The 19165-nt window shown below is 62.1% G+C and carries 20 protein-coding genes; 9 read left to right on the top strand and 11 right to left on the bottom strand.

Annotation, left to right across the window (positions count from 1 at the left end; translation table 11 throughout):
* Positions 1–291: 291 nt before the first annotated feature.
* The 3 genes from BM374_RS19175 (at position 292) to BM374_RS19165 (ending at position 7280) form a co-directional block, all read left to right on the top strand.
* On the top strand, positions 292–4062 hold the full coding sequence (locus BM374_RS19175; protein WP_092294811.1) for a vitamin B12-dependent ribonucleotide reductase: 3771 nt from the start codon (positions 292–294) through the stop codon (positions 4060–4062).
* Positions 4063–4791: 729 nt separating this feature from the next.
* The gene (locus tag BM374_RS19170) at positions 4792–6147 is read left to right on the top strand and encodes a reverse transcriptase domain-containing protein (protein ID WP_092294809.1); all 1356 of its coding nucleotides are present in this window, start codon (positions 4792–4794) and stop codon (positions 6145–6147) included.
* A 74-nt stretch (positions 6148–6221) separates the two neighbouring features.
* A complete protein-coding gene (locus BM374_RS19165; RefSeq protein ID WP_092294807.1) occupies positions 6222–7280 on the top strand; it encodes a PIN domain-containing protein in 1059 nt (352 codons plus the stop codon).
* Between the two features lie 698 nt (positions 7281–7978).
* Here the strand turns inward: BM374_RS19165 and BM374_RS19155 are convergent.
* Positions 7979–8269, bottom strand: coding sequence for a hypothetical protein (locus BM374_RS19155; protein ID WP_092295062.1), 291 nt, complete (start codon positions 8267–8269; stop codon positions 7979–7981).
* 242 nt (positions 8270–8511) lie between these two features.
* Between BM374_RS19155 and BM374_RS19150 the strand changes: the two genes are divergently transcribed.
* The 3 genes from BM374_RS19150 (at position 8512) to BM374_RS19140 (ending at position 11062) form a co-directional block, all read left to right on the top strand.
* Positions 8512–9027 (top strand): ParB N-terminal domain-containing protein, encoded by a 516-nt coding sequence (locus BM374_RS19150; RefSeq protein ID WP_092294804.1) that lies wholly within the window; start codon positions 8512–8514, stop codon positions 9025–9027.
* 167 nt (positions 9028–9194) lie between these two features.
* Positions 9195–9761, top strand: a complete 567-nt coding sequence (locus tag BM374_RS19145) for a phasin family protein (protein ID WP_244552630.1) — start codon at positions 9195–9197, stop codon at positions 9759–9761.
* A 251-nt stretch (positions 9762–10012) separates the two neighbouring features.
* Entirely contained in the window at positions 10013–11062 is a 1050-nt protein-coding gene (locus tag BM374_RS19140; protein ID WP_349509991.1) for a hypothetical protein, read from the top strand.
* A gap of 90 nt (positions 11063–11152) precedes the next feature.
* Here BM374_RS19140 and BM374_RS19135 read toward each other — a convergent pair whose 3' ends face one another.
* The 4 genes from BM374_RS19135 to BM374_RS19115 form a co-directional block, all read right to left on the bottom strand.
* Positions 11153–11659, bottom strand: a complete 507-nt coding sequence (locus BM374_RS19135) for a hypothetical protein (protein ID WP_092295058.1) — start codon at positions 11657–11659, stop codon at positions 11153–11155.
* A 448-nt stretch (positions 11660–12107) separates the two neighbouring features.
* Positions 12108–12755, bottom strand: coding sequence for a cell envelope biogenesis protein TolA (locus tag BM374_RS19130; RefSeq protein WP_092294800.1), 648 nt, complete (start codon positions 12753–12755; stop codon positions 12108–12110).
* Positions 12756–12794: 39 nt separating this feature from the next.
* Positions 12795–13454, bottom strand: coding sequence for a hypothetical protein (locus BM374_RS39435; RefSeq protein ID WP_244552629.1), 660 nt, complete (start codon positions 13452–13454; stop codon positions 12795–12797).
* 129 nt (positions 13455–13583) lie between these two features.
* Positions 13584–13943, bottom strand: a complete 360-nt coding sequence (locus tag BM374_RS19115) for a c-type cytochrome (RefSeq protein WP_092294798.1) — start codon at positions 13941–13943, stop codon at positions 13584–13586.
* A 133-nt stretch (positions 13944–14076) separates the two neighbouring features.
* Between BM374_RS19115 and BM374_RS38660 the strand changes: the two genes are divergently transcribed.
* Positions 14077–14250, top strand: a complete 174-nt coding sequence (locus BM374_RS38660) for a hypothetical protein (protein ID WP_018644642.1) — start codon at positions 14077–14079, stop codon at positions 14248–14250.
* A 45-nt stretch (positions 14251–14295) separates the two neighbouring features.
* Positions 14296–14646, top strand: a complete 351-nt coding sequence (locus BM374_RS19110; protein ID WP_092294796.1) for a zinc ribbon domain-containing protein YjdM — start codon at positions 14296–14298, stop codon at positions 14644–14646.
* 70 nt (positions 14647–14716) lie between these two features.
* Here BM374_RS19110 and BM374_RS38655 read toward each other — a convergent pair whose 3' ends face one another.
* From BM374_RS38655 to BM374_RS19095, 4 genes are all read right to left on the bottom strand, one after another.
* Positions 14717–14863 carry a hypothetical protein gene (locus BM374_RS38655; RefSeq protein ID WP_177248398.1) on the bottom strand — a complete coding sequence of 49 codons (147 nt, stop codon included), beginning with the start codon at positions 14861–14863 and terminating at the stop codon, positions 14717–14719.
* Between the two features lie 272 nt (positions 14864–15135).
* Positions 15136–15390 (bottom strand): hypothetical protein, encoded by a 255-nt coding sequence (locus tag BM374_RS19105; protein WP_092294794.1) that lies wholly within the window; start codon positions 15388–15390, stop codon positions 15136–15138.
* Between the two features lie 144 nt (positions 15391–15534).
* Positions 15535–15738: a hypothetical protein gene (locus BM374_RS19100; RefSeq protein ID WP_092294792.1), complete on the bottom strand. Its 204-nt coding sequence runs from the start codon at positions 15736–15738 to the stop codon at positions 15535–15537.
* Positions 15739–15825: 87 nt separating this feature from the next.
* A complete protein-coding gene (locus tag BM374_RS19095) occupies positions 15826–15996 on the bottom strand; it encodes a Flp family type IVb pilin (RefSeq protein ID WP_092295054.1) in 171 nt (56 codons plus the stop codon).
* A 257-nt stretch (positions 15997–16253) separates the two neighbouring features.
* Here BM374_RS19095 and BM374_RS19090 point away from each other — a divergent pair, with 257 nt between their 5' ends.
* Positions 16254–17576: a M15 family metallopeptidase domain-containing protein gene (locus BM374_RS19090; protein WP_092294790.1), complete on the top strand. Its 1323-nt coding sequence runs from the start codon at positions 16254–16256 to the stop codon at positions 17574–17576.
* A 7-nt stretch (positions 17577–17583) separates the two neighbouring features.
* On the opposite strand, the gene pdxY is transcribed toward BM374_RS19090, so the two are convergent.
* On the bottom strand, positions 17584–18396 hold the full coding sequence (gene pdxY / locus BM374_RS19085) for a pyridoxal kinase (protein ID WP_092294788.1): 813 nt from the start codon (positions 18394–18396) through the stop codon (positions 17584–17586).
* 48 nt (positions 18397–18444) lie between these two features.
* Positions 18445–19086 carry an FMN-binding negative transcriptional regulator gene (locus BM374_RS19080; RefSeq protein ID WP_092295052.1) on the bottom strand — a complete coding sequence of 214 codons (642 nt, stop codon included), beginning with the start codon at positions 19084–19086 and terminating at the stop codon, positions 18445–18447.
* Positions 19087–19165 lie beyond the last annotated feature (79 nt).

Below are 19165 nucleotides of genomic sequence, written 5' to 3'. Positions count from 1 at the left end.
GGCGCCAGAACGGGCCGGCAACAGGCTCGGATGGCATCGGTAGACGTTGTGACAGTGGGGCGTTGAACGCATGTCGCACACATCCCCTTGGGGGCGGATGGGTGTGGATATGCCGGCGGGACGGATCGATGCACGCATCGGACAATCGCGTCGGGAAAAAAACAGGGCCGGATCCACCGGCTGAACTGCGGTGCCTTGCGGCCGACGGCCAAAGCGGCGCCGCGAAATGAAATGACGACCCGGATGCCTGAACGGAGGCAGTCCGGTCAAAGATAAGGACGGGGCAAGACCATGCGGATTGAGCGGCGCCACACCACTTCGGGACAGTCACCTTATGCGGGAATCGAATTCCGCCTGACCACGTCGGAGATCAGGAATCCCGACGGCTCGGTTGTGTTCAAAATGGACGGCGTCGAGGTCCCGGCCGAATGGTCGCAGGTCGCCTCCGACGTGCTCGCCCAGAAGTACTTCCGCAAGGCTGGCGTTGCCGCGCGCCTGAAGAAGGTCGAGGAGGAATCCGTCCCCTCCTTCCTGTGGCGCTCCGTGCCCGATACCGAGGCGCTTAGCCAGCTCCCCGAGAAGGAGCGCTATGTCAGCGAGCTCTCCTCCAAGCAGGTGTTCGATCGCCTCGCCGGCTGCTGGACCTATTGGGGCTGGAAGGGCGGCTATTTCTCGACCGACGAAGACGCGCAGGCCTTTTACGACGAGCTCCGCTACATGCTCGCCATGCAGATGGTCGCGCCGAACTCGCCGCAATGGTTCAACACCGGCCTGCACTGGGCCTATGGCATCGACGGTCCCGGCCAGGGCCACTATTACGTCGACCCCTTCACCGGCAAGCTGACCAAGTCCAAATCGGCTTACGAGCATCCGCAGCCGCACGCCTGCTTCATCCAGGGCGTCGGTGACGACCTCGTCAACGAAGGCGGCATCATGGACCTCTGGGTTCGCGAAGCCCGCCTGTTCAAATACGGCTCCGGCACCGGCTCCAACTTCTCGCGCCTGCGCGGCGAAGGTGAGAAGCTGTCCGGCGGCGGCCGCTCGTCCGGTCTGATGAGCTTCCTCAAGATCGGCGACCGTGCCGCGGGCGCCATCAAGAGCGGGGGCACCACCCGGCGCGCCGCCAAGATGGTCGTCGTCGACGTCGATCACCCCGACATCGAGACCTATATCGAGTGGAAGGTGAAGGAGGAGCAGAAGGTCGCAGCGCTCGTCACCGGCTCGAAGATCAACCAGAAGCACCTCAAGGCGGTGCTGAAGGCCTGCGTGAACTGCGAAGGCTCGGGCGATGACTGCTTCGACCCCGAGAAGAACCCTGCCCTGCGCCGCGAGATCAAGCTGGCGCGCCGCAGCCTCGTGCCTGACAACTACATCAAGCGCGTCATCCAGTTCGCCAAGCAAGGCTACAAGGACATCCAGTTCGACACCTATGATACCGACTGGGACAGCGAAGCCTATCTCACCGTCTCGGGCCAGAACTCCAACAACTCGGTCTCGCTGAAGGACGACTTCCTGCGCGCGGTCGAGACTGATGGCGACTGGAATCTGAACGCCCGCACCTCCAAGAAGGTGACGAAGACGCTGAAGGCGCGCGACCTCTGGGAAAAGATCGGCTACGCCGCCTGGGCCTCGGCCGACCCGGGCCTGCACTTCAACACCACCATGAACGACTGGCACACCTGCAAGGCGTCCGGCGACATCCGCGCCTCCAATCCGTGCTCGGAATACATGTTCCTGGATGACACGGCGTGCAACCTCGCCTCCGCCAACCTGCTGACGTTCTACAACACCGAGACCAAGCAGTTCGACGTCAAGGGCTATGAGCATCTCTGCCAGCTCTGGACCATCGTGCTCGAAATCTCCGTGATGATGGCGCAGTTCCCGTCGAAGGCGATCGCCGAGCTCTCCTACGAGTTCCGCACGCTAGGCCTCGGCTACGCCAATATCGGCGGCCTGCTGATGACCATGGGCCTGTCCTATGACTCGAAGGAAGGCCGTGCGCTCTGCGGCGCGCTGACCGCCGTGATGACCGGCATCACCTACAAGACCTCGGCCGAGATCGCGGCCGAGCTCGGCACTTTCCCCGGCTACAAGAAGAACGCCGCGCACATGCTGCGCGTCATCCGCAACCACCGCCGCGCCGCGCATGGCGAAGCGAGCGGCTACGAGGCGCTCTCCGTCAACCCGGTGCCGCTCGACCACGCCTCGTGCCCGCAACAGGACCTCATCACCCATGCCAAGGCGGCCTGGGATGCGGCGCTCGAGCTTGGCGAAAAGCACGGCTATCGCAACGCCCAGACGACCGTCATCGCGCCGACAGGCACGATCGGCCTCGTCATGGATTGCGACACGACAGGCATCGAGCCCGACTTCGCGCTGGTGAAGTTCAAGAAGCTCGCCGGCGGCGGCTACTTCAAAATCATCAACCGTGCGGTGCCCGCAGCGCTGCGCGCGCTCGGCTATCGCGAGAGCGAGATCGCGGAGATCGAGGCCTACGCCGTCGGCCACGGCTCGCTGGCGAATGCCCCCGGCATCAACGTCACCACGCTGAGGGCCAAGGGCTTCACGGACGACGCCATCGCCAAGGTCGAAAAGGCCCTGCCGACCGCCTTCGACATCAAGTTCGCCTTCAACAAGTGGACCTTTGGCGAAGACTTTATTCGGGACCAATTGGGAATCGGTGCCGAAGCGATCGCAGCCCCCGGCTTCGACCTGCTCCAGGCCGTCGGCTTCACCAAGCGCGAGATCGAGGCGGCCAACGTCCACATCTGCGGCGCGATGACGGTGGAAGGTGCTCCGCACCTGAAGGCCGAGCACTATCCGGTGTTCGACTGCGCCAATCCCTGCGGCAAGATCGGCAAGCGCTATCTGTCGGTCGAGAGCCACATCCGCATGATGGCGGCGGCGCAGCCCTTCATCTCGGGTGCGATCTCCAAGACCATCAACATGCCGAACGACGCCACGGTGGAGGACTGCAAGTCCGCCTACATGCTGTCGTGGAAGCTGGCGCTGAAGGCCAACGCGCTCTATCGCGACGGCTCCAAGCTCTCTCAGCCGCTCAACTCGCAGCTCATCAGCGACGATGAGGACGAGGACGATGCGGTCGAGACCCTCTACGAGAAGCCGATGGCCGCGCGCGCCGCCCAAGTCTCGGAGAAGATCGTCGAGAAGCTGGTCGAGCGCATCATCGTGATGCGCGAGCGCGAGAAGATGCCGGACCGCCGCAAGGGCTACACCCAGAAGGCGGTCGTCGGCGGCCATAAAGTCTATCTCCGCACCGGCGAATATGACGACGGCCGTCTCGGCGAGATCTTCATCGACATGCACAAGGAAGGCGCGGCGCTCCGCTCCTTCATCAACAACTTCGCCATCGCGGTGTCGCTCGGCCTGCAATACGGCGTGCCCTTGGACGAATATGTCGACGCTTTCACCTTCACCCGCTTCGAGCCGGCGGGTCCCGTGCAGGGCAACGACAGCATCAAGTATGCGACGTCGATCCTCGACTACGTCTTCCGCGAGCTGGCGGTGAGCTATCTCAGCCGCTTCGACCTCGCCCACGTCGATCCCAACGAGACGGGTTTTGATGCGCTCGGCAAGGGCGTCGAGGAAGGCAAGGAGCCGGACGACGAGCCGAGCCACCACGCGACCAAGCTGGTCTCGCGCGGCCTCACCCGCTCGCGCACCGACAACCTCGTGGTGATGCGCGGCGGCACGACTGCGGTTGCCCAGGGCAACGACAGCGCGCCATCAGGCGGCAGCAAGGTCACCGCCCTCGCCTCGCACGGCGCCAGCGCCCGCGTCGGCGACGCCCTCGAAGGCGCCGTCGCCCTGAAGCAGGAAGCCCAGCACGATCTGTCTCCGACGGAGAAGCTCGAAGCGCTCCAGTGGAGCAAGGCCGGCAGCGCAGCAACCGCCGCCCCCAGCAAGGCCGAGCGCCGCGCCGAAGCCAAGGCCAAGGGCTACGAGGGCGAGATGTGCTCGGAGTGCGGCAACTTCACGCTGGTGCGGAACGGGACCTGCATGAAGTGCGATACTTGTGGAAGCACGACTGGGTGTTCGTGAGGCAGTAGCTCACTCAAGACCGTCATGCCCCGGAGCTGAGCCCCGGGCATCCACGAAGGGCGGCCGAGAGGCCGCCCTTTTTGACTCCAAGACACAATATGTTGGGGACAACACTGATGGCCGACCGAATATATTGTAGCTCTTCTTCTGTTCGGATAGGCTTAGAGCGTTCGATTCGCCCGCTTCTGGCGGCTGGGCTCCTTGTGAGCGTCGGTATGGCTGGGGGCGTGGACCGCGAGGCTAGCGCTTCTGCGGATCAGGTAGCACCCGAAGGTCGCACCCTGCGCCTTCGGAGCCTTGGAGATCGGACTTCGCGCCCGGCAGAAAGTGAGCTGGCCGTAGCCCTCGCCATTTCGGGGACCTATCGGACGGTCGGTAGCTTTTCTTTCTCGTTGGCCGCGGAGGGTGGCTGGTCAACCTTGACGGGAAGCTCAAAAAGGCTACTCGGCGCACCAGGAGGACTAGATGACCCGCACATGCAAAAACGTGCCAATCGTCCGGCACGGCGCGCCGCATCACGGTTTGTTGCGGCAACGATCTTCCCGCTTCTGGCGGCTGGGCTCCTTGTGAGCGTCGGTATGGCTGGGGGCGTGGACCGCGAGGCTAGCGCTTCTGCGGATCAGGTAGCACCCGAAGGTCGCACCCTGCGCCTTCGGAGCCTTGGAGATCGGAGATAGTCCTTCGGCCGGGAGCAGGCTCACCGATAGGCTCCCACACCAACGAGATTACATGGGCGCCGATCTGTACAAAATGGTTCGCTCCCGTTCGGTGCTACACCCTGCGTGGGCAGTCGTGAGAGCAAGTGGCCTGGCCTCGCTCAGCCCGGAAACCTTTCGAAGAACAAAAAGCTTTGATGCCAATTGGCTCAGCAATGTCGAGCGACTTGCGCGGCAGTTGCGCAATCAGTCGTTTACGTTTGAAAACGAGATAGGCGTCGCGCTTCCAAAGGGCCGCGGTAAACTCGGGCGACGCCCTCTCGTCGTTGCTCCCATTGAAAATCGAATCGTTCGCCGCGCCATTCTAGATGTACTGCAGGGCGACAGCTCTTCAGATGTAGATGCACGAAGGCGTTGGACCGGAATACCAAGCGTCCGCGCCATCATGGAAACGCCGACCAGCGTTGGCGGCATCCAAAGCCGAGGTGTCCCTCTGGGGCTGTCGTTGATCGATAACGCCGTACGCAATGGATACCATTGGTTCATTCGATCTGACATCCGAGATTTCTTCACTCGTATTCCCATTGCCGACGTCGTCGACTTTGTTCGTAAAGCAACCAGTGATGACGCCTTCTGCAATCTATTTGCGCAGGCCCTTGCAACGAACCTAGCGAACAAACAGGAGCTTGAGGAGCGCAACCATTTCACTCTCTTCCCAAGCACTGAAGTAGGCGTTGCTCAAGGCTCCGCGCTCTCCGCGCTCGCGGGAAACATTGTGCTCCGGGAATTCGACACGGCAATGAATGGACGAGGACTCATCTGTGTCCGCTACATTGATGACTTCATTCTGCTGGGACGGACAGAAGCAAAAGTTGTCGCAGCGTTCAAATCAGCTCAAGACAGATTGCGAAAACTGGGAATGACTTGCTACGACCCGTCGGACCCGGCCGCGCTTCGGGACGGAAAGGTGGACCAAGGCAACATTCACGCCGGCACCGATGTACTCGGCTATAGAATCTCGGCAAGATCTCTCCAGCCTTCAAACAAGGCACAAGATGCTCTTCTTACAAAATTGGATGAGATCATTGGGCAAGCCAGAGCGGCAATGCAGGGCGCAGCCAAAGGAAAGGTTTCGTCTCAAGTGTATCTTTATCATCAAGCGATGGTCATGATGAACAGGGTTACGTGGGGGTGGTCTCAGTCCTTCAAGTACACCAATGCACAACACGTGCTTCAAAATTTGGACGATCGTATTGATGCAAAGATTGCAGAACTTCGCCGGATTGCTAACAGCTGGACGAATGGCGGCTCGCCACTAACCCGGCGGCGGGTTGCTGGCTTTCATCTCCTCCAAGACTGTTATGCATGCCCGCTTCCCGAGCTGCCGAATAACCATCGAGCGTCCGAATCGTTCGCTCTTGCTGGCTAATTACGCAAATCGCACTTGAGCCCGACTTCCTCGCCCTCTCTGTAGTCCACAGGCTTGATCACGGCGGATCCACGATGGCCGAACCCGTCGCTCAGTTAGAAACAGAATTCATTTTCCTCGACACTGAAGCATTCGTTCGAGAAAAGTACGATTGGCAATCGAGATCCTTCGCTCGTCTCAAAGAGCTGATCGCCTCAAGCCATGTCAGGATCCTGACGACAAATATTACTAGGCGCGAGGTTTCCCGGAAACTAATCGAGCATTATGGCAATGCTAACGCCGCTTTCAAAAAGTACGAAACTCTCGTTAATCAGTTGGATGGCAACGAGTGCTTGAACCGGCTGCTCGACCCGCAAGCAAGCGAGAGGCTAGATGCTCAATTCCGCGCATTCATGCACGAACTTCGCGCGATCGAGGTCCCCCTCGTTATCGATCTTAATTCCGTGTTTGATGACTATTTTTCTCGAAGGCCTCCCTTCAGCGACAGGAAGAAATCAGAATTTCCTGACGCGGTCGTCGTGCATGCCATTCGCCAATGGTGTGCCCAGAATTTTACTCGCGCCTATATTGTCTCAGGCGACCCCGATCTCAAGGCCTGTTGCGACGACGTCTTGATCCACGCGGAGACGCTCAACGAGATTATATCGAAGGCTACCGTCACTAAGCGTATACACAACTATCTACTCGAGTTTGTACGACAACATGGCCTACTAAAGCAGGAGTTGCTTCGAGTACTACGGGGCCGGAAGGTGCGCGTGTCCAGCCGTTTTGGACCCCTTTACCCCGACATCGACATATCAGGCGAAGTCTATGCGGCCAATGCCTTGGAGACATTCGAACTCAACGTCCTTCGAAGAACTGGCAATCAATTCAGCTGCGAAATTCAATTCGCTGTCGATTTGGGCATCGAATTCGCCCTCTCCTTCGAAAGCGGCGGCCTTGCCTATCGAGCCGGATATGAGGCGGGCAAGACATATTTCGAATCAGAAACGATCGAGTTTATCTTCGTTGTGAGTGTTCTGGTGAAATACGACCATGCAAACTCAGGCTTCATTGAGATTCTAGCCTTCGACTTCGATCCCGATATCGAGATTGACCTGCGCGACTTGGAGTTTTTTCCTTCACTCAGATAGGCAGCCCGGATGCAGTTCACACCCAATCCGGGCCACCAGTTCCTCATCCCTCATCATTCGCCACCACCTTTCGACGCGCCTGCCGCGCTGCCCTCCGCGCAACCCAGCGCGCGCGCAACTGCTTTGCGGCACGAAAGGTCCGTGGCGCCACGAGCTGAACTGCCATCGACGCTATTCCGGCGACCACGCCCTTCATCAGGTCGAAAGCGAAATCGGGTCCAAAATACTCCCACACGACCCTGCCTCCCTTCTCGCGAAGGCTCCGCCGGGCGGCAGTGGGCAGATTGCAAACATGAAAAAGCCCCGTCCATCACCGGCGGGGCCTCGGGAAAACTCCTGTGCGCGCCTTTTTCAGCGCACACGAAATCTCTCGGTACACCCGCTCATGGTGGATTCAATGAACCAGCTGCAAAGCATGGCCGTGCGACGAAAAACGCCCATAACGATCACCCCAAAATTTCGAATTGCGACGGCGCCAATGCCAAGCGCGCATACGGGAGGCCTGTTGACGGCAGCTAAGCAGATCGGGCGGCCACCGTCTGTGGCGTAATTCACAGCTGCGGTATGACTTTTTTGGGGGCGCGTTGGAGCGAGGCGATACCCATCATCGGTCCTTCGACGAGTGATGGGTTTCGCCAGGCTCAACCCGCCCTACACGCTGCTGTATCCGTCAATACTTGAACACAAGTACCTGGACTTCAGTACCCTGACTTTGTGCTCGAGCCGGCGGCTGGCTTCGTGCTCATGCCGGTGGTTTGACCTGGAGCGTAGTTCGACGCGCCGTGGGTCTTCTTCGTGGCTTTCGTATGGTGCATCGCGTGATGCATCTTATGTCCGGGAGCGTAGCTGGAAGCGCCCGGCTCGCCCTTCTTGGAACCCGTTTGCTGCATCTCCTGACCTGGCGCCGTGCTCGATGCGCCCTGAGCAAGCACGGCAGGTGCCGTGGCCATGACAACGGCAGCAGAGAGCGCGATGATCGTTGCTTTCATGATGTCCTCCTCCCGACAGCCCCTCAATGCAACGAAATGAGCCAATGCCCGTTCCGCGACGATTGTTCATGAGTGCGAGATTCCCAACAGTGACCGCCGCACCCTGCGGCGCTGGTATGCGCCCCTGATCAAGTGCACACCCCATTCCTCCGAAATTGCCTTTGCGGTCGAGCCCTTCCCTCCTAAACTCCCAAACCCACCGGCATGGGTTCCGACGGACCCGGTAGAAGCGGAGTCAAGCTATGCCCAAACCGGAAAGCTTCCCGATCGAGAAGATCTTCGTTCCCACGAAGCAGAAGAAAGCGCTCAAGCCCGAGATCGTCGGGGAGATCGCGGAAAGTATTATGGAGATCGGACAACAGGAGCCCATTTCCATCAGGCTCGACGGAGACCGCCTGGTTCTGGTCGAGGGACTGCATCGGCTCGAGGCCTGCAAGGCGCTCGGCGAGACAACCGTTATCGGTGTCCTGGTCCCCGCCGAGCTTGCTCAACGCAAGCCGCTGCTAGCTGAACGACCCGAAGTCGAGGCAGAGCGCATCAAGATGGCGCGATTGAAACAGTTGCGCCTAGAGAAGGAAGCCGCAGAGGCTTCGATGGCTGCCTTGAAGGGCGTCACGCAGACGGAAGCGCCGCGCACCCGGCCAACGAAAGGCGTCCGCGACAATCCGAAGGCATCACCGGGCCGGGCTGAGAAATCGCCACCGAAAACATTGTCGGACTGGATCACGCAGCAAAAGAGCAGCGGAGGCCGCTATTGATTGCCGGGATGACTGTGGCAGTTCGCCGGATGGTTGACCGGCCGGCCCACCCGTATCAGGCAAAATGTCACCACATGGCAGCCACCCGAGCGACGTCTGATAATCGCGATTTCAGCGCAAACGCGACGGAGGCTTGCGGTTTCAGCGAAATTGAGGAGCCATTTGCAATGTTGAGTTCGATCGAAAATAAGCCAGCGGGAAAATCTGGCCGGCGCGGCGGGAAGAAGAAGGCCGCGCAACGCACCGGGGCGGACAAGCAACACGCAACTGCAGCCCATCAATCGGCGGATGCCGCAGCGGAGATCAGCCAAGGGAACAAGCAAGAGCAAGACAACAGGCAAGAGGTAGAGACGACCCCGCGGATCAGTGCGGCGGTCGCCTCGGCGGCAGCCTTGCCGCCCGGGACGGAGGTCGCTGCCAGCGCACCCGTCGCACCGGTGGAATCCCTCCAGGCCAGCCCGCAGGCGATTGCCGATGCCTACAGCCGCTACATCAGCAACTCCCTCGAGGACGCCTGGGCCTTCCTGGGAAAGCTCGCGACGGCGCGCTCGCCCATCGAGGCCTTCGAGCTTCAGATCGAGTACGCGAAACAGGCGTGTGAATCCTTCGTCGCCGAATCCCGGGAGATCGTCGGGTTGCATGAACAAATGACCAGACAAAGGTTCATGCACTTTGAGGGATTCGTGGCCAAGCTCACCCAGACTACGCTAGAAATCCGCGCGACACATCACTAGCGACTGGTGGCGTATTCAGACGGCGCGGGGCCGGATACGGGGGTACGTTGATCGGCTTCGCTCCGTTCGATCAATACTGCGATCTGCGCTTTGCGCAGGCGCGATACTATCCTCACACGCTCACTCCGCCCGGCTTCGAGCCCGCCATAATTTTTCCTTTGCACGCGCGTTGTGTCTGATAGCGGCGAGACCTATCCTTCCCACGATCGGACTGCCTCCCATTGACGCGCGACCGGATGGAGAGCGCATCGGTGCCTGACACGAACGACCCCAACCCTAATGTTGCCAAGCCTGACGCGGCCAAGCCTGATGCCGGGAAGCCTGATGCCGGCAATCCCGACACCGCCAATCCGGATGCTGCCAAGCCCGACGAGGCGCTCGCGGACGGCGGGCTGACGCGGGCCTACGACCGGATCAAGAGCGCTGAGCAAGACCTTGCGCGGCTGGACCGGCTGGTTTCCGGAATGGAACGCAACAGCGAAGGCCCGCGGGCTTCGCACGCCGGCGCCAGCGCGACTGCAGTCGCCACTCCCGGACACAAGGCGCCGACTCCGGATGCCGGGGTTCCGAATGCCAAGGTCTTGAATCGCAAGCCTCGCGATCAAGGATTGACGGGAGATCGAACCATGATGCGCGCCCTGGTCGGCCTTGTGCTGGCGATCGGCCTTCTCGGTGCCGCCTTCGCTTCGCAATATCGCGACGAGGCCAAATCGATCAGCAGGTCGATCATCGCACGATGGGCTCCGGCTGCGAGCCACCCCCCGCAAGCGTCAGCAGTGCAGACTCCGGCGCAGCCGCCGGCCGTGCTGCTGGCCGCTGCGGACGAGCCGAGCCAAGTGCCCGCGGCGCCGGTCGCGAAGGACACGGAAAGCGCCCCAAAGTCCGGCACTCCCGCGCCCGAGGCATCATCGGCCGATCTCGCGCAATCGCTCAAGTCCATCACGAGCGAGCTTGCGAGCATCAGCGGCAAGCTCGAGCAATTGAAAAGTAGCAACGAGCAGACCCTGCATGAGCAGGCCGACACCATTCGACAGCTCAAGGCCGCGCAGGAGAAGGATGCGGCGGAAAATGCGCGCCTCGCCGCGCAGGTCCAGGCGTTGCAGACGCAACTGAGCGCTTCATCAACGTCACCCGCGCCTGCAGCCGCAAAGCCCGTGGTGCGCAGTGTGACCAATGATGCGGCTGCGCGCGCGCGGCCGCATCTGCCAGAGCCCCCACCACCCCGGCGGCCCAGACCGTCGCGAGGACCCTGGATGCCGCCGCCCTATATGGGCGACCCCTACGGCGATCCGGATTGGTGAACCCGCAAGGCGCGCGGGCGTTGGACTCGTGCCGTAGCGCGGCAGGGTGGGCAAAGGCGCACGTGCCGCCGTGCCCACCCTATGCCCATCTCACCGTATTTCGCTCATCGTCACCTTGGCCGCGATCCCGCTCAACTCGGGCTCTTGCGGTGCAAGCTCCTCATCGGAAGACGGACCGACCGAGACTTCCGCCATTCTGCGCTTGACCTCTACGCATGTCTTGCGGACGTCCTCGGTGAACAGCGCGCATTCTTCGATGCGCTTGAAGATCTTCCGTCCCTCTTCACGATACCCCGCCGCTGTATCCCGCATGAAGGCGATGGCATCATGGACCTGAGCTGTCAGAGCCTCGCACTTTTGCGCGGCGTCGATCAACTCGGTGCCCATGGCCTCGATCTCCTTTGCAGCGGACTCGTAGTCGCGAATGACCGCCTCTGCACTGAGGGCGCCGACGCGCGTGACGCCTTCGGTGTGTTCGACATAATCAGGTAAAGCAATGGAGTTCAGAGAACTTCCCGAGCGTATCGACGTAATGTCCGCTTCGAGCTGGACGAGGTTTACGCCTTGCCGTCTGTGCAATTGTTCGACACTTGCCATGATGGTCCTCCCAATACGCACCCAGATCCCCAAAACAGTATTGGTTTATTACGGGGGTAAGTGGCATTCTAGCGCGATGTGCTCTTGACAGCCGTAGCTTTGCCATCTTTTCCCGACCGCTGACACCGCACGCAGCGATGAGGACTTCATCGTCGCGCAACCTGTTCTGGTCGTGGTTGGCGGGAAGGCTTCGCAGGACTTCGACCTGTCGAACGGGCACGCGCCACCATTTGGCGGGGACCACTGAGCGGCCGGGATCCTCCTGGGGCGTTCGCGGTACATTGGAGCCGCCACGGCGAGGCCTCGCATTCCTTGGAGTCAACTGGCCAGGAATTCTTCTGATGGCGGTCGGTACAACCCTGATGGCATCAGGCGCGAACTTCTAGCTCCGTTCTTTGCCAAATCAGATAGCTGCATGACCGTGCACTACCCGCTTCCGCTCACGCCCCTACTCCCGCGCCCGGCGCACCGCATCCTCCAGCTTGCTCCGCTGCTTGTCCCAACGCGCCTCCTCCGCCGCGGCACGTTCGTCCAGTGCCGCCTGCTCGGCTTCGATCTCGTCCACCCTTGCTTGGTGGTCCTGCCTCGCCCGGTCCAGCGTCGCCTCGGCGGCCGCGACCGCCTTGTCCCGGCGCGCGCGCGCCTTGGCGCGGGCGGCCTCCTCCTTGCGCCGCGCGCTTTCGCGGCGCTGCTCTTCCCTGGCGAAAGCGGCGGCGGCCGCATGCGCTTGGCGATCGTCGACCTCAGGCTTCGCCGAACGCTTGGTCGCAGTTTTGGCCGGACGCTTCTTCGGCTTCGACTTGGATCTGGATTTCGGCTTGCCCTCGTCATCAGCGAGGTCGGTCGGCAGTTCGGCGTGCTCGGTGAACGGGCCGTCCGATCCGACCGGGCGCCTCAGCACGACGCCCGGTGCGGCCATCGTCGCGGCGACGATGTCGGGGTCGTCGGTCTCCTTCGCGATGCCCTGATGAAAGAGGTTGGACTTCGCGCCCCAGGCGTCCAGCGCCGCCTTCATCGAGGGTGCGGCGACCGCCTGGTCGTAGAAGCCGAGCGAGGTCTGATAGGTCTTCAGCTTTCTTGATGGCTTTCTCGGCATGTCGCTTCAGGAGCCGCAGCGTCGCGTCCCTCGCTACTTTCACCACCAATATGGCCAGCGCCATCCCTCATAGCGAATATATGACGGCACCAGCGGCGGAGCATAGGGATCGACGCGGTCGTCCTCGGGGCGATAGCGATAGCGCGGAACGATGTTGTAGTCCCAGGGCGTCGGCCTAAGCACGGGCGCCGTGACGATGAGCCGCTCTTGTGGCGCGCGAACGACGACGGCCTTTCGCGTCCGAGCTTCGGCACCTGATGATCCCAGCAGCACAAGCGCCGTTCCGAGCGCGCAGGCGACAGTCATGATCTTCATGCGTTGGCCTCCTTCCCGCCAAGAGTGCGGGAGGACGCCGGCCAAGGCAAGGGATTTCGCCTTCAACTTCTCGAATGAGCAGGCGCGACGTTTACCTCCGCTTAGGCTGCGTGAGGCTGCCGGCCCGCGGCTTGCGGCGGGTTGATATCTTTCAGGCACGCATCGCTCTGGCGGATGGCCAGGATGTTGATGCCGAGCGCCGGACAGCAATTCGAGCGCGATCTTGACCTCGCCGGGGTCGAACGCGGCGGCCTCCAGGATCTGATAGCCGACGCCGTAGCCGCGGTCGGGAGCAACCATGCGATAGTCGAACCGGTTGACGATCATCGTGCCATGGCTGGACGAGGTCATGACAAAGGCCAGCTTCTGCCCCGCGATCGGCATTGCAGAATCTCCCCACACTTTGCGTTGGCTGCCGTTGTCGCAAGACGCGCTTATGCGAGGCTTGTCTCCGATCCCTAGCCCGGATGGAGCGAAGCGCAATCCGGGTTACCACCCGGCAATTCGACGCCCTCAATCGCTCCTCAGGCTCAGGATGTACTCCGACAGCGCGTCGGCCTGATCGGGCGCGATCACGAGGTTCGGCATGTCGTGGTGGCTGGTTCGCCAGAACACCTTGAGCGAGAGGGCCGTGGTGCCGTTGCGATCCGCGACGGCCTGGAAGCTCGGGGCCAGGTCGAAAAAGCCGGACATGCCCGGCTCGATGGCGTGGCACGGTTGACACCAGGCCTGCGCGAGGCGATGTCCTTCCGAGACCTTGCGCAGCGAAAGCCTGGTTGCGCCGGCGGCGGTGTGGACGACAGTGAAGAGAAACAGGATCGACAGCGCGATCAGGATGGCGAGGCCGACGTAAATTCGAATGCTGCGCGACATCGCTGTGGCCTCGCCTTCGCTTCGGTGGCTTGATAAGCGTAAGTCCGCGCCCGCGGCGGCCAGTTGATCTGCATCAAGTGGCCGGCGCGATGCGCGTAGGAAGAGATGCAGCGCAATCGTTCGGAAGGATCACATGAACGGCAATCGCTATTACGGCGTCCGCGTCGAGGGCGCGAAATACGGGGTGGGCTTCGGCTCAGCCCTCGCCATCGCGATCTCCTACACCAACAACCACTCGATCCTGTGGGCGATCATCCATGGGATCCTGGGCTGGCTCTACGTGATCTTCGTCGCGCTGTTTCGCTGACGCCCCGCCACTTTCCACTCCAAAGCTTCGAGATCGAGACCCATCATGACCGACGCCACCAAATGCCCGAACTGCCAATCGGAGCACGCCTACCAGGATCGCGATCTCTGGGTCTGCCCGGAATGCGCCCATGAATGGAGCGCGGCCGGAGATGCGGCCGCTCCGGTGTCACAAGAGGCCGGCGTGCGCGACGCCCATGGCAATCTGCTCAGCGATGGCGACAGCGTCATCGTCATGAAAGACCTCAAGGTCAAGGGCTCCTCATCGGTGGTCAAGGGCGGCACCAAGGTCCGCAACATCCGTCTCCAGGACGCAACCGACGGCCACAACATCGCCTGCAAGATCGACGGCATCGGCGCCATGAACCTGAAGTCGGAGTTCGTGAAGAAGGCGTGAGGCGCGTCCCGCTCGCCCTGCGGCGGCCGTTCCCCGTCAAGCCTGCGCAGTATGCGGAGCCTTCGACCGCTCAGAAAAACCCGGGACTGAGATCGAGCCCATAGGTCAGGCTCAGCACGAACACGAACAGCGCGGCGGCGGCAAACAATGCGAGATGCCGCAGGATGAATGCGCGAGGCGACGTGGCGACAGCGAGAGCTTTTTGCCCAACGGGCATGACAATCTCCATTATGAAAACGATTCTTGGCCGCCAATATGCGGCGCCCGCATCAAAGCACCTTGTTGCGCAAAACAACTGTTAAGGAGATCACACTCGTTTTGAACCGCGGTCCACAAGTCGCGCGTAACGAGAAACTTTTCTGCTTACGGATTCTCAGCCCGCGCATCAACTCGCGCCCGGTGCCGATCGGGTAAGAAAAAATGGCCGGGACACCCGGTCATGATGTCGTGAAGAGCTTGGCACCGAGCTCGGCCCGGCGCAGCGGCAGCTTAGCGGGCGGACCCCGCGGTCACAGTCGCGGTCTTCAGCTTGCGCGGCGTCAGGACACTGGCCTGAAGCGGCGTCAGGCTGGTGGCCGGCGCCGCCACCTGCTGCTCGACATGGGCGGCGCCGAGCACGCGGACCTGCACGGGAGAGGCCGGAATTCCGTTGGCCTCGTAGGCCGGCAGCTCGGCGGCGAAGGTGGCAGTCGAGCTCGCGATGGCGAGGACAGCGGCTGCGATCGATAAAGTCTTCTTGTTCATGGTGATGCTCCAAAGAGAAGTTCGGAGCCAATGTATGCCTGACTTGCTGCATTGCGACATGCATTGCTGCATCGCAATAGAGCACGCCGCGCATGGCAATATGTTTAACGCTTCCAAAGGTTTGGACGAATCTGACGCTGGGAGTCAGCCACCCATGACGTTGCCCCAGCCGTCAAAGACGTAGGCCCTCCAGGCCACGCTTCCATCTCCGCGTGACCGGCTGGCCCGGCGATAGTCGTCGGCCTGATCGGCGGTCCAGGTGATGATCGTGCCGGAGACGCGATCATGCAGGATGGCGGGCTCGGAGGGATCGAAGGCGTCCATCGGACGAAGCGAGGAATGCGTCATGGTCGACCAACGCACTGGCAGCGGCAAGGTTGCCGCAAGGCAGGGAGGCCCCCGTTCCCTTCGCTCCGACGATTTCGAGGCAACACCCTATTTCAACGCAGTCGCCAGCGATTGCAGCTTTGCGACGAGATTGGTGCCAAGCGCGTAGATCACCTCGATGATCGCGAGCGCGATGCCCGCGGCGATCAGGCCATACTCGATCGCGGTAGCGCCGGATTCGTCGGCGCAAAATTCAATCAACAGGCATTTCAATTTCACAAGCATGTCCTTCCCAAATCGACCGGACGTTGCCGGCACCGAGCAATGCACCGTCACAATCCAAGATTGAGTAAATTCGGATCGTGCAATTTGACACTCATCTGGGGAACCGGCGTTGTATTGCGGCAACACTGGCTCGAAAAGCCCATTTTGGGGAATTTGCGCCATTGCACCGCCACACCATCCTCCGAACAATTGACGCGCCGCGTGCTTGGTTGTGCAATCTGGTTCGCTGGCGAACCTTGGAGGCAGGGATCATGAATGATCGGCGGTCTCTTCTTGTGGCGGTCTCGTGCCCCTCGGCCGTAATGGTCGGCTGGCTGGCGCTCTCCCTCTCTGCTTACGCCCCGGCCTTGATCGAGAACAGCGGCGCCAATGCAGCCGCCGTTGCCCGCGCGAAAGATCTCACGCGTCTCGACCTTGCCGACATCCCGCGCGCGGCGACGATAGACGATGGCATCGCGCTGACCGCCGACATCGCTGCGGCTGCGACGCCGAGCGTGGCGATGGTCGAAGCGCCACCGCCCGAAATAGAAGCCCCCGCCATCAAGCTCGCCTCGGCCGATCCAGCCGACATGCTGCTGGCGCCCGCACCGGCCCCTCCAACCGCGCCTGAATCCGCGCCTGCGGCCAGCGAAGCCGCTGAACCTGCTCCCGTCGCCAGCGAGGCCCAGATCGCTCCGGAGCCCACCATCAAACTTGCCTCCGCCGATCCCGGCGACGTGGTGCCGTCGCAAACGCTGTCTCCTGCCGCGATCGCGAGCGGGCCCGCGGCCGAGAGCAAGGCGTCCCCGCCCGCCGACACCGTGGCCGTGCTCGACGAATGTTACGCCATGGATGCCTGCATCGACCGCTACCTCTGGACGCTCTATCAGCGCACGCCGAAGGAAGACTCGATCAAGGTCGAAGACCGCCGCGCCGTCACGATCAAGCGCAAGGGCAAGATGGTCACGGTAATGCGCAGCTTCACAAAGCTCGTCGACGAGGATTTTGCCTGGAAGGACCCGAAGGCGGCTGACCACGCCAACATGCCGCTGATGGACTACGTCATCGGCGGCATGGACAAGAGCTTCAAGCAGAAGCTGTTTCGCATGCTGCTCGCCGCGGAAGCCGCCGGCCTGTCGCCGGGCATCACCAGTGCGTTCAGAGACGACTATCGCCAGGAGATTGCGAGCGGACTGAAGGCCGCGTCCAACCGTTCCTATCACGGCGGCAGTCTTCGCGGTGGCTACGGTCACGGCATGGCGGCCGACATCGTCAGCACTCAGGGCAATAACCGCGCCCAGCGCTGGGCCTCGACGGAAGTGCTGTGGAAATGGGTCGACGCCAACGGCAAGGCTCTCGGCATCGGCCGGCCCTATCTCGACCGGGATCCGCCGCATGTCGGTCCGATCGATGGCCAGGAATACATTTCGAAGCGCGGCGTCGCGACCGACCGCAAGGAAGCAGCCAACGGCAAACCCAAGAAGGCGCGCGCAGTCGCCAGCGCCAAGCCCTCGAAGGCGCAGGCCGCGCGGCTGCAGAAGAGCTCGGCAAAGCCGCAGAAGTCGGCGCAGTCGAGCGCGAAGCGGACGACCTGATTGAGGCTTACCTGCCCGATGCCGGCAACGGCACGAGGCGCATCTCGGTCGATCCTGCCTGCTGCGTGCGAACAAGCACCGCAAAGATCGTCTCGACCGCAATCCGCACCGCCGCCTCGACCGCCGCACCCTTGGCAAGATGCGCCGCGATCAGAGCGGTGAGCAGATCACCGGTGCCGTAGGGGCGGATCGGCAGCCGTGGCGTCGCAAAGCGCGACAACTGCCCGTCCGCACACAGGATCGTCTCCACCTGCCCTGCCGGCGTATCTGCCAGCGCACAGCCGGTGGCGACGACATCGATCCGGCGTTGTCCCGCAAGCGCGGCCGCCGCGGCGCGCAAGCTGTCCGTGTCCGCGATCTTGACGCCGGAGAGCATCTCGAGCTCGAACTGGTTCGGCGTGATCAGGTGTGCCGCCGGCAACAGCCGCTGCCGAACCACATCGAGAATGCCATCGGCGACATAGATGCGGCCGTCATCTCCGATGACGGGATCGCAGAGATAGATGAGTTTCGAATTGCGCGACAGCGCGCACTCGACGAAATCAGCGATGACGACCGCGTTGTCGGGCGAGCCGAGATAGCCCGTGACGAGCACGGCGGCTTCATCGACCACGCCCCGTTCCTCCACGCCGGCAAGCAGATCGCCGACGAGCTCGGCGTCGAGCACCCGCCCGCGCAGGGTCGGATAGCGCGGATGGTTCGACAGCAGTGTGGTGGGCACGGCGGCGACGTTCACGCCCTCCGCCTGAATGGCGTGGACCGCCGCGCTGTTGCCGACGTGACCGTGGACCACCTGGCTTTGAATGGAGATGACGAGCATGCAGAGGTCCGTAAAAGCAATCGTGGCGCAGCGCAAGCGCAGCCTGGATCACGAGACGTCGTAGCCAAGCCCTGGCCGCAGCGCCTGCATCTTCCGCGCCAACCGCCGGTGCCCCGTCTCCTCGGATCGTGCAAGCTGGTTTGCTATCGCAACATGGTCGGCATCGCTCTTGTGCTGATTGAGCTTGGCCTGCCCCTCCACCTGATCGACCACGAGATCGACGACACGGATCGCGGCCAGCATGCTCTCACGCTTGCCCGGCTCCATCTGCGCAAGAACCCACGGCTCTTTCGGCAGCCGCGACTCGGCGACAGCAAGCAGCGCATCGCCATGGCCGCGATTCTCCTCGTGACCGCGCAGATGCGCCACACCCGACAGGTGCACGGCCTCGTAAAGCCAGGTCGAGACGTTGTCTGGCGAGGCGTACCAGTCGTTGGAGATGTAGGCATCGTCGCCGGCCACGATCAGCAGGAAGCGCCTGATGCCATCGGCAAGCTCGACGAGCGGATTTCTTGCCGTGAAATGGATCTGCACGATCGCATGCGCGTCGCACTCGGACAGCACGAACGGCACGTGCGAGGCGTGGGGACCGTTCGCGTCCGCCGCGACGATCACGCCGAAGCCGCGCCGGCGCGCAAATTCCAGCGCGCGCTGCTCCTCGATGCGAAACTGGGGTCGAAGGATATGCATGGTGCCGTGCTCGATCCGGACGAAGGGCGACGCGATGCTACCCCATGACGCCAAGGAATCCGAATGTATTCGGCCGCAA

The organism is Bradyrhizobium sp. Ghvi (assembly GCF_900115265.1).
In the GTDB taxonomy this organism is placed as follows: Bacteria; Pseudomonadota; Alphaproteobacteria; order Rhizobiales; family Xanthobacteraceae; genus Bradyrhizobium.
This window is presented reverse-complemented; position numbering and strand designations above follow the sequence as displayed.

What these genes read in the sequence shown, in the direction of transcription:
- BM374_RS19175 (WP_092294811.1), top strand. Translation starts at nt 292, where the DNA reads ATGCGGATTGAGCGGCGCCACACCACTTCGGGACAGTCACCTTATGCG.
- BM374_RS19170 (WP_092294809.1), top strand. Translation starts at nt 4,792, where the DNA reads ATGGGCGCCGATCTGTACAAAATGGTTCGCTCCCGTTCGGTGCTACAC.
- BM374_RS19165 (WP_092294807.1), top strand. Translation starts at nt 6,222, where the DNA reads ATGGCCGAACCCGTCGCTCAGTTAGAAACAGAATTCATTTTCCTCGAC.
- BM374_RS19155 (WP_092295062.1), bottom strand. Translation starts at nt 8,269, where the DNA reads ATGAAAGCAACGATCATCGCGCTCTCTGCTGCCGTTGTCATGGCCACG.
- BM374_RS19150 (WP_092294804.1), top strand. Translation starts at nt 8,512, where the DNA reads ATGCCCAAACCGGAAAGCTTCCCGATCGAGAAGATCTTCGTTCCCACG.
- BM374_RS19145 (WP_244552630.1), top strand. Translation starts at nt 9,195, where the DNA reads ATGTTGAGTTCGATCGAAAATAAGCCAGCGGGAAAATCTGGCCGGCGC.
- BM374_RS19135 (WP_092295058.1), bottom strand. Translation starts at nt 11,659, where the DNA reads ATGGCAAGTGTCGAACAATTGCACAGACGGCAAGGCGTAAACCTCGTC.
- BM374_RS19130 (WP_092294800.1), bottom strand. Translation starts at nt 12,755, where the DNA reads ATGCCGAGAAAGCCATCAAGAAAGCTGAAGACCTATCAGACCTCGCTC.
- BM374_RS39435 (WP_244552629.1), bottom strand. Translation starts at nt 13,454, where the DNA reads ATGCCGATCGCGGGGCAGAAGCTGGCCTTTGTCATGACCTCGTCCAGC.
- BM374_RS19115 (WP_092294798.1), bottom strand. Translation starts at nt 13,943, where the DNA reads ATGTCGCGCAGCATTCGAATTTACGTCGGCCTCGCCATCCTGATCGCG.
- BM374_RS38660 (WP_018644642.1), top strand. Translation starts at nt 14,077, where the DNA reads ATGAACGGCAATCGCTATTACGGCGTCCGCGTCGAGGGCGCGAAATAC.
- BM374_RS19110 (WP_092294796.1), top strand. Translation starts at nt 14,296, where the DNA reads ATGACCGACGCCACCAAATGCCCGAACTGCCAATCGGAGCACGCCTAC.
- BM374_RS38655 (WP_177248398.1), bottom strand. Translation starts at nt 14,863, where the DNA reads ATGCCCGTTGGGCAAAAAGCTCTCGCTGTCGCCACGTCGCCTCGCGCA.
- BM374_RS19105 (WP_092294794.1), bottom strand. Translation starts at nt 15,390, where the DNA reads ATGAACAAGAAGACTTTATCGATCGCAGCCGCTGTCCTCGCCATCGCG.
- BM374_RS19100 (WP_092294792.1), bottom strand. Translation starts at nt 15,738, where the DNA reads ATGACGCATTCCTCGCTTCGTCCGATGGACGCCTTCGATCCCTCCGAG.
- BM374_RS19090 (WP_092294790.1), top strand. Translation starts at nt 16,254, where the DNA reads ATGAATGATCGGCGGTCTCTTCTTGTGGCGGTCTCGTGCCCCTCGGCC.
- pdxY (WP_092294788.1), bottom strand. Translation starts at nt 18,396, where the DNA reads ATGCTCGTCATCTCCATTCAAAGCCAGGTGGTCCACGGTCACGTCGGC.
- BM374_RS19080 (WP_092295052.1), bottom strand. Translation starts at nt 19,086, where the DNA reads ATGCATATCCTTCGACCCCAGTTTCGCATCGAGGAGCAGCGCGCGCTG.